This is a genomic window from Streptosporangium saharense (assembly GCF_014203715.1).
GTDB lineage: Bacteria > Actinomycetota > Actinomycetes > Streptosporangiales > Streptosporangiaceae > Streptosporangium > Streptosporangium saharense.
In genome coordinates this window covers 1,603,310-1,617,402 of the sequence record NZ_JACHJP010000001.1, presented here as the reverse complement: position 1 = coordinate 1,617,402, position 14,093 = coordinate 1,603,310, and the positions used below count along the sequence as shown (strand labels likewise).

Here is a 14,093-nt window from a genome sequence, read left to right as displayed (position 1 = left end):
CTTATGGTCTTCCTGAACTACCGGATTTATCACAGTCTGTCGGGAACTGTCTCGCCTATCGCGGACAGTGCCTCACCCAGCACTTCCCGTACGGCCCAGGCCAGCCGAACCCGGGCCGCGTGCGACGCCGAGGGCTCCTCGTCCCCCATGGGCAGCGCGGGGGCGTGCTCGAAGGCGTCGTGGTAGGCCAACGCGAGCTGCTCGGCGTAGGCGGCCCAGCCCGGATCACGGCTGCCACGCCTGCCGTACAGCTCGGCGAGCACCCTGAGCACGGCCCTGTCCCACCGCCCGTCGAGCAGCTCCGGCCTGAACGGCCCGCCGACCCCCAGCTCCCCCGCCCAGCGCTGTACGGCCGCCGCCCTGACGCAGGCGTACCTCACCACGAACCCCGGGTTCCGCCACGTCCTGGGGAAGTCCGGCCACCCCGGGCCCTCCCCGGGACAGGGGTGGGACACGGCCTCGATCTCGGTCAGCAGTTCACCGGGGACCGCGACCACGATCTCCAGCCATCCGCCGGGCCGTACCCGCACCTCGGCGATCCCCGGCAGGTCCCGCACCCGCGCCGCCAGCGCCTCGGGCGCCTCCCGCCCCCGCAGTCCCGCCGCGGAGACGTACAGCGCCTCCTTCTCCCACGTCCCCCGGGGCACGGGCGGCGCCCCGAGGACCTCACCGAGCAGGCCAACCGTCATGCCCGGCAGCCTAGGTCGTCGGCACGAGAGCCCGGCGGAAGGACAGGGCCAGGAGAAGGGCGGCCGCGACCAGGGCGGCGCTGACCCAGACAGGGCCGCCGGGCCAGGCGAGCGTGGCGGCGGCGAGGGCGGGACCGGCGACGGCTCCGGCGTTGAGGGCGGCGGTCGCGTAGGACCCGGCCATGGTCGGCGCTCCCTTGGCCTCGTACAGCACACGGGCGATCAGTGTGCTCCCGAGCCCGAAGGAGAGCGCCCCCTGGACGAAGGCCAGAACCAGCAGGGCGACCGGGTCCGTGGCGGCGAGACCGAGAACGACCCAGCCGCACAGCAGCGACGGCCCGGCGACCGCGACGACCAGGCCGGGCCTGCTGTCGGACAGCCGCCCGGCGACGGTGACGCCGGCGAAGGAGCCCAGGCCGAACAGCACCAGCACGACGGGGACCCACAGCGGGCCGAGTCCGGCGACGCCGGTGACGATCGGGGCCAGGAAGGTGAAGGTGCCGAACGTCGCGGCGTTGACCAGCGCCCCCAGCAGCAGGACCAGGACCAGCCTGGGACGCCGCAGCTCGGCGAGTTCCCGGCGCAGGTCCGGCCGTGCCGTACCCGGCGGGACACCGAGCATCACACCGAGCACCACGCCGAGCATCGAGGGCACGCACAGGGCCGCGATCACCCAGAAGGTGGCGCGCCAGCCGAGCAGCGTCCCCAGCAGGGCGCCTCCCGGGACCCCGGCCACGGTGGCGATCGTGACGCCGCCCAGCAGGACGGCCAGGGCCCGGCCCTTCCTGTCGGCGGGGACCAGGTCGGCGGCCACGGTCAGCGCGACCGCCAGGAACCCGGCGTCGGCGAGCGCCGCGAGGAACCGGGTGACCAACAGGACCGCGAACCCGGTCGCACAGGCGCCGACGACGTGCGTGACCAGGAACAGGCCGAGGAAGCCCAGCAGGGCGGACCGTCGTGGCCAGCGGCGCGCGAGTCCCGCCATGAGCGGGGCACCCACCACCATCCCCACGGCGAAGGCCGGGGTGAGCAGTCCCGCCGTCGCGACCGGGACGCCGAGGTCGGCGGCGATTCCCGGCAGCAGCCCGGCGAGCATGAATTCGGACGTTCCCATGGCGAAGACCGCCACGGCGAGCAGATAGACGGACAGAGGCATCGAGAGACCCCGGGGTGATGAGAGATCGGATGGGACGTCTCGTCACCGCGGTCAGCGGCCTGGCCGCTCCTGTCGCGACGCCGTACGGCGGGACAGGATCTTGGGTGGTTCAGGGAGCTGACGGGTGACCGAAAGCCCCCGTCCTGGATGCCTCAGGGCTCGACATGCACGGCACGATACCCACCAAAGCCACCACAGCGCACACCGATTTCCACCCGGCGAAAGGTGCGACGATCAGGCCGCGTGCGGCTCGAACCACACGGAGCCCAGATCGTGTCCCGAGGTGAGGCGGACGTCGGCGTTCAGCGCGGCGGCGAGCCGCCGGAGCAGGGCGACCGTCGGCGCGGTGCCGCCCTCCTCGATGCACTCGACGTCGTCCTCGGTCATGTCCGCCCGCTCGGCCAGCTCCGCGACACTCAACCCGAGCGCGGTGCGCCGGTCATACAGGGCCTTACCGAAGGCGAGCGCCTCCCGAATCATGATCCGCTCCGGGTCTTCGATCTGAGGCTCAGGCCGCACCCAACGGGTGTGATAACCAGCCATCACACTTTCCTCTCATAGATCTCGCCCACCGGCCCCCGATGGTGCCACTCACAGAGCCTCTGCGCCCGAACCGCCCTGTCGATCTGACGTTGATCATGCTGTCTGGTCTTGCGGAAAACCGTGAGCAACACGATTGTTCTATCCGGAGTACACCAATACGTGAGTCGAGCCGCAACGTCGCGAAGCCTGACCCGCAACTCCCAGACCGCCCCCTCCAGGTGATCCGACCACGGGCCGCCCAGCTTGGAGCCCTTCTCCGCGAGCAGGCCCACCGCCTCGTCGACTCGCTTGAAGTCGCTGTCGCTCAGGCTGTCTAGCCACTCACGAACTTCAGGTTCGATCTCGAAGTCATACAAACCCGCTCAAGACCCTTCCCGTTCATCACCCAGGGTATCCATGCGCAACCAAGAGTGACAGCATTGCGCATCTGTCGCCCTCGAAGGTGAGGAACGGAAAGCCGAAGAAGGCTCAGGCCATGGCGTGGGGTTGTGGGGGGCCGTAGTCGATGAGTTGGGCGGAGCCGAGGAGCCAGCGGTCGCGGTCGCGCATCCGGACGTAGCCGAAGCGGTCGGCGGAGAAGACCTTCACCCCGTCCGTACGGCACTGCCGCATCAGCACCTCGTCCCACCCCTCGGAGACGTCGGCGAACCCGATCCCGCGCAGTACGGCACGGCGGGCCAGCAGGGTGGCGCCCGCGACCTCGGGCAGGTAGGAGTACTCGGCGGACGGCTGGCGCAGCACCGTGGCGGCGACGTCCCGCAGGTGGGCGTAGTAGGCGGCCTTGCCGACGACGTCGGCGGTGGTGAACAGGAAGGCGCGGGACAGGTCGGCCAGGTAGTGCTCGCCGTACAGGTCCTGGGCGTCCATGACCGCGACCAGGTCGCCCTGGCACAGGTCGAGGGCGCGGTTCAGCATGGTGCCCGTGGTCAGCTCGGGGTCGCCGGGGCGGACCACGACCTCGACCCCGCTGGGCATGGCCTCGCGGGCCCGTTTCAGGGCGTCCTCGGCGTCGGAGAGCAGCACGAGCTGGATGACGCCCTTCTGCGGCACGACCTGGGCGAGGGTGTGGTCGAGATCACCCCGGTCGATCATGATCACCGAGATGTTCAGGGTGGGGCGGGCGCTGGGCAGACCGACGACGCCGAGCAGGTCGTCGATCTTCTGGCTCATGGTGCCCGCGGCGTAGGCCTGGCGCAGCGCCGCGTGCGCCCTGCGGGCCTCGGAGCCGGTGTCGGGCGTGGTGCCGAGCGGAAGGGGTTCGGCGGGCTGGTCGGGGGTCGCCGCACGTGAGGCGACGATCGGCGTGCCGCACGCGGCCAGCTCGGCCATCCGCCACGGCTCGGTGCCCGCCGGGCAGTCCACGGCCCTGGGCCAGCGGTAGGAGGTGAGCACGTCGGGATAGGACAGGTGCGGCGGGAGCAGCTCGTCCAGGGTCAGCACCCGGTCGAAGCGGTCACCGGCCAGCGGCAGCGGGTTGTGCACGCGGGGCTGCACGGCGAAGGGCAGCAGCCCGAGCGAGGGGGTGCGGCGACCGGGCTCCGGCTCGCAGGAGGCCAGGGCCGTTCCCCAGGCGCCCACGCTCCTGGGCAGCGCGGTGACGATGTGCTCGAACAGCGAGGCGGCGGCGGAGAAGGCGGCGACCTCGCCCCCGGTGTGCCAGAAGACGGTGCGGATGCCCCGCTCGGCGCACCAGGCCAGCAGGGCGCGCAGACCCTCCCCTGCCCCGGCGAGCTCCTCGGCCCACGGGCCGGTGGTGACCGACTCGACCAGCAGCAGGTGCGGCACCTCGGCCGACAGCACCCTGGCGAAGTCCTTCGGGGTGAAGCCGGTGCTCTGGCGCCACTCGTAGCGCAGCAGCGCCTCGGCGTGCGGCTCGGCCACGACGGCGACGGTCAGGTGCGGGCGGGTGTTGGGGCCCGTCGGCACGCGGAAGGGCTTGAGCTTGACGGAGGCGCCGCCGATCGTCCTGGTCGAGGTGGTCGCCTGGAAGGACGCGCCGGGGACCGGCTTGCCCGCCGCCCGCTGCGGAACCGGCTGGCGCTTGGGCGCCGCGGGGCGCTTGGCGGGCTTGGCGGCCCCGCGCAGCCCGCGGGCCAGCCGTACCGGATTGCTCTTGCCCGTCCTGATCGCGTCACCGAGCCTGGACCAGCGGGCCACCTGCACCGAGGACAGCTTCCACTTGGCCACCTCGGCCTGGTAGCGCTGCTCGGCCAGGTCCCTGCGGAGCTTCTCCTCGGCCGCCTGGACCTTCTGGAGCCGTTCCTCGGTCTCGTCGAGCCGGTCCTGCAGGCCCCGCAGCTCGGCCGTCGCGCCCTCGGCCTCGGCCAGCCTGGCCTCCGCCGCGGCGAGCAGCCTGGCCAGCTCAGCGGCCCGCTCCCCCTGGGCCATGGCCTCCCGCAACGCCAGCCGGGTGCTTTCCAATTGCTCGTCCGCCACGCCGTCCTCCGTTTTCTGAGCCGGGCAAAGGATACCCTTTGCTCAATCGCGACACGGAGGAGTCAGCACGGTGCAGTGGCCGACGTTCAATGTGAGACCGTACGTCTGCGGCGGCATCGGTCACCTCGACGAGGGCGCCCTTGAGACGCTGCGGAGCGCGGGACCACGGGTCAGGCCCGCTCTGCGAACGCCGGAGGCCGCGCTGTTCAGCTCCGCGCCGCTGCCACCGTACCGGCGGGACGAGCGGACGTGGGCCTTCGCCTGGGGTGAGCGCAGGCCGGTCGGGGCGGGCTCGTGGATCACGATCGCCGAGGAGTTCGAGACGCCGGGCCTGATGGACGACGGCGAGCGGATCACCCTGCACGCGGGCGGGCTCGGGCTTGTCGACGTCTACTACCTGCTGCGCGGGGACACCGTCTACTTCTCCTCGCTGCTCGAACCGCTGCTGTCGCTGGCGCGCACGCCGTACGAGATCAACTGGGACGCCTGGGCCTCGATCATCAAGCTGACCTTCCCGCTGCGGGACGACACCCCCTACGCCGAGGTCAGACGGCTGGCGGGGGCGGGGGCGCTGGTCTTCGAGCGGGCCACGGGACGGATCTCGACCCGCAGGGAGCTGCCCAGGTGGCTGCGGGAGGAGCCGCTGGACGCCGGGCACACGACCGGGGAGATCCTGGAGATCCTGCACGACGTCTACAAGGAGTTCGACGGGCGGCCCCTGCTGGTGCCGGTCAGCGGCGGCTACGACTCGCGGCTGCTGTGCTCGGTGGCGGTGACCAGGGGCGCGGACGTCGAGTCGTGGACGACCAGTCCTGACGACGGCACCGACACCGACATCCCCTTCGCCCAGGCGATCACCCGTGAGCTGGGGGTGCCGCACCGGGTGATCGAGCAGGACGCCGCCGCCTACCCCGACGACGCGCTGGCGGTCGCGCGACGTCTTGAGTTCCTGACCCCGCACCACGCGTGGTACGCCCCCTTCGCCCGTGAGGTGCACCGGGCGGGGCGCACGCTGGTGGACGGACTCGCCGGGGGGCCGCTGCTGAAGAACTTCATGGTCAGCGGGGCCGCCCTCGAAGCCTCCTCGCAGGCCGAGCGCAAGGCCGCGCTGCTCGGCTCGCTGGCGCTCGGCACCCCGTCGGTGCCCTTCCTCGCCGAGGAGGCCGCCGACTGGATCGCCTCCTCCGTCGGGGCGGCGTTCACCCAGGCGACCTCGATGCTGAACGGCCACCGGGCGGAGCTGCCGCTGTCCGTCCTGCACACCAGGACGGCGCGGGGCATCGCCCGCTCCCCGGTCAACCTGGTCGGCCCCGAGGTCTCCTTCGTGGCGCCGTTCATGCACCCGGCCTTCTTCGACGCCGCGCTCTCGGTCGGCGTGGCCCGCAAGGCGCAGGGGCGCTTCTACCGGGAGCTGCTGCACGCGGCCAACCCCAGGGTCGCCGCGCTGCCCTCCACCAACGTGGTCAAGCAGCCGCTGCGCCGGGTGCCGCTGCGCTCGGCCGCCGCGCCCGCCAGGGAGTACGGCCACCGCATGCTGGGCCGGGTCGCCGAGCTGGTGCCCTCGCTGCTGTCGGAGCCGCTGCACGCCGTGGTGGCCGAGGGGCCGGACGCCCTGGCGCGGTTCAACGGGTGGAACGACAGGTTCTGGGTGCGGAGCCTGGTGCTGTTCGGAGCGTGGCTGGGTGACTACGAGACCCGGCTTCCCGAGCTGGCCCCGCCCTGGTCCTGACCCCCCGCAACCTGATTTATAGAGATTTTACGGTCTCTTGTGTTTTTAAGGTAAAAATTCATGCCTTTTGATGACTTATCCCGGCGGGGGGATCGTCCGACCTTTACATGACTCTCGGTGAGTGTCCGAATCCACACCCGGAGCGAGGCGCCAGAGGGTGCGGGAACCGGTTTCCCACCCGGAAAACCCGGCGCGCACGGGCATGTCGCGTTCTCGGCGGGGCCGTACAGAACCCGTGGAGTCCGTCGAGGTCAGGGCCCTGATCACCGTGTTCGTACGGCCGGAGAACCCACGGTGAGCGGACGATTACGGGTGAGCGACGCGATGTTGACGGGATTCCGTGTGCTCCCGGGGAGAGGTACCTCTTTGGGAGGGCTTCGCAGCACTCACACGGCTGGTAGTCTTCGGCCCAGAAAGCGCCACAACGGATGGCACCGAACCACGAATTCGGTCCGCCGAGGGCATGGAGCACGTGGGGATGACGGCTCCTCCCAGCGCAGTCATCAAACATCATGAGCCGGACACTCCGGTGACTTCGTCCTGCCCTTTCTCACTGTGAGCGAGAACACGATGAATGCATCCCCCTGCCCGGATTCCGTGCCCGAGGATTTCGTCTCGGCCGATCCGCAGTGGTACAAGCGAGCGGTCTTCTACGAGGTGCTCGTCCGTGGGTTCAAGGACTCCAACGGCGACGGCACCGGTGATCTGCGTGGCTTGATCGAGAAACTGGACTACCTCCAGTGGCTCGGCGTGGACTGCCTGTGGTTGCTGCCCCTCTACGAGTCGCCGCTGCGCGACGGGGGCTATGACATCTCCGACTACATGAAGATCCTTCCGGACTTCGGGGACCTCGGAGACTTCATCCAGCTCATCGAAGAGGCGCACAAGCGCGGGCTGCGCATCATCACCGACCTGGTGATGAACCACACCAGCGACAAGCACCCGTGGTTCCAGGCCTCGCGCCACGACCCGGAGGGACCCTACGGGGACTTCTACGTCTGGTCCGACGAGCCGACCGGCTACCCCGACGCGCCGATCATCTTCATCGGCGCCGAGGAGTCCAACTGGACCTACGACCCGATTCGCAAGCAGTACTACTGGCACCGGTTCTTCCACCACCAGCCCGACCTGAACTACGACAACCCCGCGGTTCAGGAGGCCATGCTGGAGGTGCTGCGCTTCTGGCTCGACCTGGGCATCGACGGCTTCCGGCTCGACGCCGTGCCGTACCTCTTCGAGCGTGAGGGCACCAGCTGCTCCGGGCTGCCGGAGACCCACGCGTACCTGAAGAAGGTCCGCGCCGAGGTCGACCGGCTCTTCCCCGACCGGGTGCTGCTGGCCGAGGCCAACGGCTGGCCGGAGGACGTCGTGGAGTACTTCGGCGACCCCTCCGTCGGCGGTGACGAATGCCACATGGCCTTCCATTTCCCGCTCATGCCCCGCATCTTCATGGCGGTACGGCGCGGCAGCCGTGAGCCGATCTCCGAGATCATGTCCAGGACGCCGAAGCTGCCGGACAGTGCCCAGTGGGGCATCTTCCTGCGCAACCACGACGAGCTCACCCTGGAGACGGTCACCGAGGAGGAGCGCGACTACATGCACGCCGAGTACGCCAAGGACCCGCGCATGCGGGCCTACCTCGGCATCCGGCGTCGGCTGGCCCCGCTCCTGGAGAACCACCGGGACCAGATTGAGCTGTTCACCGCGCTGCTGCTGTCGCTGCCCGGCTCCCCCGTCATGTACTACGGCGACGAGATCGGCATGGGCGACAACATCTGGCTTGAGGACCGTGACGCGGTCCGCACCCCGATGCAGTGGAGCCCCGACCGCAACGCGGGCTTCTCCACCGCCGACCCGGGACGGCTCTACCTGCCCGCCGTCATGGACCCGATCTACGGCTTCCAGGCGGTCAACGTCGAGGCGCAGCAGAACAACCCCGCCTCGCTGCTGCACTTCACCAGGCGGATGCTGGAGATCCGCCGCAACCACCCGGTCTTCGGCACCGGTGTCTACAACGAGCTGTGGTCGAGCAACCCCGCGGTGCTGTCCTTCATCCGCGAGGACGGCGAGGACCTCATGCTGTGCGTGAACAACCTGTCGAAGTATCCCCAGCCGGTCGAGCTCGACCTGCGGCGTTTCGAGGGCATGACGCCGGTCGAGACCAGGGGCGGGGTGCCGTTCCCCGTCGTCGGCGAACTCCCCTACCTGCTGACCCTGCCGGGCCACGGCTTCTACTGGTTCTCCCTGCGCCCGTAACGCGCCCGTGACTCACCCCCGTGCCCGTCGTCCTGATCCCCGGGCGGCGGGCACCGGCGTCCTGCTCTGAACGCCGACGTGGAGATCGACCGCATGCCTGGGACCGTCTCCGGCGGGATTTCCTCTCTTCAACTGGAGGAGATTGAAATGTCGCCTTCCGGTCGCGCAGAGCGAGATTACGATTACCGCGAGCGCTCCACCTCAGGAGCCCGGCAGGAGAAGGACAACGCCGTGGGAGATCACGAGGGCAAGCCGAAGCCAGCCCCTAAGCCTTACGAAAAGCCGAAGCCAGACAAATACCAGTCGGACGGGCACCCGGACGCCGGCAAGCACGCGAAGCCCCCGGCGAAGTGAGCCTCGCGGAGCAGGAGTGGCAGCAGCTTCGCGATGCTTTGCTGACCTCCGGCGCCATCGCGCCGGACTGGGTACGGGCCTACGAGGCGGTTCCCCGGGCGCTGTTCCTACCCGAGGTGATGTGGCCCGCGGTCGACGGCGAGCATCCGGTCGTCGTCAAGGGCGATGACCCGCAGGAATGGGAGCGCTGGGCCGCGCGGAACATATCCATCGTCACCCAGTGGGACGACGGTCGCCACTCCGGTCCCGAGCCCGGGGACCAGCCGAGCAGTTCCAGCTCCATGCCCAGTGCGGTGTTCTCCATGTTCGCCGACCTGTCGGTGTTCGACGGGGCACGGGTGCTTGAGATCGGCACGGGAACCGGCTGGTGCGCCGCGCTACTGTCGGCCCGCCTGGGCGAGGCGAACGTCGTCTCCGTCGAGGTCGACGAGACGGTTGCCGAGAACGCGCGCAAGGCTCTGTCCGCAGCCGGTTGGCATCCGGAGGTCATCACCGGCGATGGCCTGCTTGGCTGGCCTGAGCGAGCACCGTACGACCGGATTCTCGTGACCGCCGGGGTCCGGCAGGTGCCGCGGGCATGGATCGAACAGACCTCGCCGGGCGGAGTGCTGGTGATGCCGTGGGGCACCCGCTACAGCGGCCAGGACGCCATCGCACGGCTGGTCGTCAACGCCGACGGCAGCGCGAGCGGACGCTTCACCGGCCCGGCTCGCTTCATGCAGATTCGCTCGCAGCGGCCCACCTGGGACCCCGGAGACTACATCCCGGGCAACGACTGGCCTGCTGGCACACGCGAATCGGAGACCGAGACGAAGGCGGCGTCGATCCTGTCGGACGATCTGTACTCGCCGGTGCCGTTCGTCGTGGGTCTGCTGGTGCCTGACTGCGCGCACAGCTACGGCCGCGACGAGAACGAAACTCCGGTCATGTGGCTGTACGGCCTGGCGGATCGGTCGTGGGCAGCAGTGTATTTCTACGGCGACACCACCCGCTGGGCCTCACAGGTCTACCAGGGCGGCCCCCGCAACCTGTGGGACGAGGTCGAGGCCGCCCACCGCTGGTGGACCGAGCGGGGGCGGCCGGGTCATGAGGAGTTCGGGCTGACGGTCACGGCCGACGGCCGCCAGGAGATTTGGCTGGGCGAACCGGGTGCGTCCGTACCGGAAGCCGCCTCCGCCGTACGGTGACGTTCTTCGCGGACGGGAACTCCGGTTCCCGCCCGCTCGATCGCGCCGCGGTCATCTCGCCGTCACGGGGACGCGGGCTCTGGCGGCGTTCCTCGCGGGGATGAGGGCCACCAGGAGGGCGGCGCCGATCGCGGCGAGGACGGCCAGGGTCAGGGTCAGCGCGGAGGGCGCGCGCCCGATGCCCGCCCCGATGCCGCTGGTACGGCCCTGCAGCTCGATCAGACCGGCCGCGAGGGGGGCACCGGCCAGCGCGCCCCCGAGCACCCCGAGGGCCGCGGGCAGGCCCGTGCCGGTGACGAGGATGAGCGTGACCTGGCGCGGGGTGAGCCCAAGCGCCTTGAGGACCGCCAGGTCGAGCGCGTGGTCACGCAGGCCGAGGGCGCTCGCGGTCAGCAGGTTGGCCAGACCGAGCAGCGAGAGCACGGCGATCAGCGCCACGATGATCCCGCGGATGACCGAGAGCCGATCGGCGGGGTTGACCACCCGGCGCACTTCCAGGGCCTCGCCCGAGGCCGCGAGCAGGCGAGCCCTGACCGTCGCGGGGTCGGCCCCGTCCTTCAGCACCAGGCTGTGGAACTGCGGCGGCACGGCGTCCTTGGCGGCCAGGCTGTCCAGTCCGAGGGAGAGCACCTCGCCGTCCTGTTCCGGCTCGATCACCCGGCCGACGATGTGCACGATCAGCGGTGTGCCGCCGACGGTCATCCTGACCCGGTCGCCGATGCGCACCCCCATCAGGTCGAGCAGTCCCTGCCCGGCCACGGCCTCTCCCCTGGCGGCGAACATCCGTCCCTCGGCCACCGAGAAGGGGTAGGGGTCGGTGGAGGTGCCGATGGCCCGCACGAGCACGCTCCTGGTCTGCTCGGGTTCGAGGGCGGAGACCTCGCTGCCCGGGTAGACGGCCGCGACGCCGGGGTCGGCCCTGGACACTCGGGCGACGTCCTCCGCGGGCAGCCGGTCGGAGCGGACGGTGAGGGCCGCGGCCTGGCCGACCCGCTCCGGGTGGCGCAGGAAGTCGTCGAGGGTGGCCCAGCAGCCGAGCCCGACCACGATCATCATCATCGGGAGCGCGACGCCGAAGATGCTCAGGAACGCGGGAACGCGCCTGGTGAAGGCGTCCCGGGTGCCGAGGACCAGGGCGGCGGGCAGCCGTACGAGAAGGGCGAGCCTGGCCAGGTGTGACAGGTGGCCCCGCAGCGGCGCGGCGGGGGCGGCGGGGATGGGCGCGGTGCGCCCGCCACGCCAGGCGGGCAGGGCTACTGCGACGAGGACGACCACGGCGGTGCCCGCGGTGATGGCCATCAGCGGGACCGGGGAGAGCGGCAGGATCGGCACGCCCCGCAGCGCGAAGGAGGAGGCGAGCTGCCCGCAGACGACCCCGGCGGCGATGCCGATCATGCCGAGGGCGCCGTGCTCCGCCATGAGCAGGCAGAAGATCTGGCCCCTGGTGTAGCCGAGGGACTTGAGGGTCGCGAGGTCACGGACCTGGCCGAGCACCCGGCCGCCCGCGGCGTTCGCGATGGCCAGCGCCGCGGCGACCATGCCGACGCCGCCGAACAGCGCGAGCAGCAGGCCGAGCAGCCGGTTGTCCAGCTCCATGGAGGCGCGCACCTCACGCCAGGTGGACATGCGCTGGATCTGCCCGCCCAGCAGGGTGACCGCGCTGTGCACGACCGGCAGGGTGTCCTCGCCGTCGGTGAGCCTGAGCCCGGTGACCATCTCGCTGCGGCCCGGCGCGGGCTCGATCCTGACGAGAGTCGAGGTGAGGGTCCAGGCGAGGCCGGGTGTCGTCTCCGGATAGAAGCCCTGGTCTGCCGTGTCGGCGAGACCGACCACGGTCAGCGGGTGCAGCGCGCCGTTGAGCGCGGTCACGGTGAAGGAGGAGCCGACCCGCAGCCCCAGGGCCTCGGCGAAGGAGCGTTCGATGACCACCCCGTCGCCGTCCCCCTGGCGCAGCCAGCGCCCCGCGCGGACCAGCGGCACGGCCACGTCGGGCGGTCTGGCTTCCATCCCGCGCAGCGTGACCGGCGTGCGCCTGCCGTCCCTGGTGAGCATCACCGGCGCCGCCCGGTACGGCCCGGCGACCCGGGCCACGCCCCGCAGCCGGGCCAGCGCTGCCACCTGGGGGGCGTCCCTGGTGTGGATCCACACGTGGGCGCCCCTGGACTCGGTGAACAGGCCCCGCCACGGGTTGGTCCCGTCTTCGAGCAGGGTCGCCGCGGTGATCAGGGCGGTGACGATCCCGGCGACGGCGAGCACGGTCAGCAGCGCCTGTCCCCGCCGTGCCCTCAGGTCGGCCCTGACCCATCTGGCCGAGGCCCGCAGAGTGCTCACGTGGCCGCTCCGCCCGGGGGTGTGTTCTGGAACAACGCGGGCTATCCCCGCAGCTCGACGACGTCGCCCGCGGTGCCCCTCGGGCGGCGGCGGGCGGTTCCGAGGGCGCCGTCGTCCACGATCTCGCCGTCGAGCAGGGTGACGACCCGGTCGGCCATGCTGGCGACCCTGGCGTCGTGGGTGACCAGGACGATGGTCTGCCCGTCGCGGTGGACCTCGCCGAGCAGGCGCAGGACGTCACGGGTGTTGCGGCTGTCGAGGTTGCCGGTCGGCTCGTCGGCAAGCAGCAGGCTCGGCTTGTTGGACAGCGCGCGGGCCAGCGCGACCCGCTGCTGCTCACCACCGGCGAGCTGGGCGGGTGAGGCGTCGGCGCGGCCGGTCAGGCCAAGCGCGCCGAGCAGGTGCTCCCTGCGCTCCCTGGCGTCGCGGGCCGAGGCCCCGGCGAGCAGCGCGGGCAGCTCGACGTTGTCGGCCACGGTCATGTTGGCGACCAGGTTGAAGAACTGGAAGACGAAGCCGATCTTCCTGCGTCTGAGCAGCGCCCACGCGCTCTCGCTCATGGTGTCGGCCCGCTTGCCGTCCAGCCAGATCTCGCCGCTCGTACGGGGGTCGAGGCCGCCGAGCATGTGGACCAGGGTGGACTTGCCGGAGCCCGACGGGCCGGTGATCGCGACGAACTGTCCCGGCTCGACCACCAGGTCGACCCCCCGGACCGCGGGCACCGGAACGCCGCCGTTCTGGTAGATCTTGACCAGGTTGACGGTACGGACGACCGGGGGTTCGCTCACGGAAGGTCCTCCTGACATCGTTCGAGCCAGTCGAGGTCGGCCTGCAGGTGCAGCATGGCCCCCTCGATCAGCAGGAGCGCGACATAGTCCTCCCGGTCGGTCCGGTCGGCGAGCTCGTTGAGGTCGCGCATGAGCCCGAGATAGTGGCGCCGCTGGCGGTTGATCAGCGCCATCCGGTCGGCGATGCCGGTCATGGGGGCCAGCACGAGCTTCATGAAGAACTCGTCGCGGACCCTGGGGCCCTCGGATGGCTCGTCGACCCAAATGTCCAGGGCGTCCCGGCCTGCGGCGGTCAGATAGTACACCTTCTTGTTCGGCCTGTTCGACTGCTCGACGTCCACGGCGCGGACCAGGCCGTCCTTCTCAAGGCGACCGAGCGTGACGTAGATCTGCCCGATGTTCGGTGGCGGGTACGCACGGCCAAAGATCTGTTCAAGCGCCTGTTTCAGCTCGTATCCGTGGGCAGGTTCCTTCGCGAGGAGCGCCAGCAGCGACTGTCTCACCCCCCACCTCCTCGACATGCTCGTTACCTGAGCGTTACGGGACTATCCGTTGACGTCCACATTAACGCTGTGCATAACATGCATGCATCTACCTAACATGTATGTAGCCGCCAGGAAACAC

Annotated in this window: 12 protein-coding genes; 4 read left to right on the top strand and 8 right to left on the bottom strand. The window is 70.5% G+C overall.

The features are described from left to right. Positions 1-29 precede the first annotated feature (29 nt). The 5 genes from FHS44_RS07775 to FHS44_RS07755 form a co-directional block, all read right to left on the bottom strand. The gene (locus FHS44_RS07775; RefSeq protein ID WP_184713154.1) at positions 30-689 is read right to left on the bottom strand and encodes a DALR anticodon-binding domain-containing protein; all 660 of its coding nucleotides are present in this window, start codon (positions 687-689) and stop codon (positions 30-32) included. Positions 690-699: 10 nt separating this feature from the next. Further along, positions 700-1,845 (bottom strand): Cmx/CmrA family chloramphenicol efflux MFS transporter, encoded by a 1,146-nt coding sequence (locus FHS44_RS07770; RefSeq protein ID WP_184713153.1) that lies wholly within the window; start codon positions 1,843-1,845, stop codon positions 700-702. 234 nt (positions 1,846-2,079) lie between these two features. After that, positions 2,080-2,325: a helix-turn-helix domain-containing protein gene (locus FHS44_RS07765; protein WP_246435113.1), complete on the bottom strand. Its 246-nt coding sequence runs from the start codon at positions 2,323-2,325 to the stop codon at positions 2,080-2,082. Positions 2,326-2,387: 62 nt separating this feature from the next. Beyond that, the gene (locus FHS44_RS07760; RefSeq protein WP_184713151.1) at positions 2,388-2,744 is read right to left on the bottom strand and encodes a type II toxin-antitoxin system RelE/ParE family toxin; all 357 of its coding nucleotides are present in this window, start codon (positions 2,742-2,744) and stop codon (positions 2,388-2,390) included. Positions 2,745-2,856: 112 nt separating this feature from the next. Continuing rightward, positions 2,857-4,824, bottom strand: a complete 1,968-nt coding sequence (locus FHS44_RS07755; RefSeq protein WP_312863560.1) for a glycosyltransferase — start codon at positions 4,822-4,824, stop codon at positions 2,857-2,859. A gap of 70 nt (positions 4,825-4,894) precedes the next feature. Here FHS44_RS07755 and FHS44_RS07750 point away from each other — a divergent pair, with 70 nt between their 5' ends. The 4 genes from FHS44_RS07750 (at position 4,895) to FHS44_RS07735 (ending at position 10,350) form a co-directional block, all read left to right on the top strand. Next, positions 4,895-6,553, top strand: coding sequence for an adenine nucleotide alpha hydrolase family protein (locus tag FHS44_RS07750; RefSeq protein ID WP_184713150.1), 1,659 nt, complete (start codon positions 4,895-4,897; stop codon positions 6,551-6,553). A gap of 570 nt (positions 6,554-7,123) precedes the next feature. Next, positions 7,124-8,809, top strand: coding sequence for a maltose alpha-D-glucosyltransferase (treS, locus tag FHS44_RS07745; protein WP_184713149.1), 1,686 nt, complete (start codon positions 7,124-7,126; stop codon positions 8,807-8,809). Between the two features lie 78 nt (positions 8,810-8,887). Beyond that, positions 8,888-9,163, top strand: a complete 276-nt coding sequence (locus tag FHS44_RS07740) for a hypothetical protein (RefSeq protein WP_184713148.1) — start codon at positions 8,888-8,890, stop codon at positions 9,161-9,163. Next, positions 9,160-10,350 (top strand): methyltransferase domain-containing protein, encoded by a 1,191-nt coding sequence (locus tag FHS44_RS07735; protein ID WP_221460374.1) that lies wholly within the window; start codon positions 9,160-9,162, stop codon positions 10,348-10,350. Before FHS44_RS07740 ends, FHS44_RS07735 begins: the two co-directional genes overlap by 4 nt. A 51-nt stretch (positions 10,351-10,401) precedes the next feature. On the opposite strand, the gene FHS44_RS07730 is transcribed toward FHS44_RS07735, so the two are convergent. From FHS44_RS07730 to FHS44_RS07720, 3 genes are read right to left on the bottom strand one after another with little or no spacing between them, the layout of a single operon-like run. Then, positions 10,402-12,681: an FtsX-like permease family protein gene (locus FHS44_RS07730; protein WP_184713147.1), complete on the bottom strand. Its 2,280-nt coding sequence runs from the start codon at positions 12,679-12,681 to the stop codon at positions 10,402-10,404. A 41-nt stretch (positions 12,682-12,722) separates the two neighbouring features. After that, positions 12,723-13,487, bottom strand: a complete 765-nt coding sequence (locus tag FHS44_RS07725) for an ABC transporter ATP-binding protein (protein ID WP_184713146.1) — start codon at positions 13,485-13,487, stop codon at positions 12,723-12,725. Next, complete coding sequence (locus FHS44_RS07720) at positions 13,466-13,972, bottom strand: PadR family transcriptional regulator (protein WP_184713145.1); 507 nt, start codon at positions 13,970-13,972, stop codon at positions 13,466-13,468. The genes FHS44_RS07725 and FHS44_RS07720 overlap by 22 nt, the downstream gene beginning before the upstream one ends. Positions 13,973-14,093 lie beyond the last annotated feature (121 nt).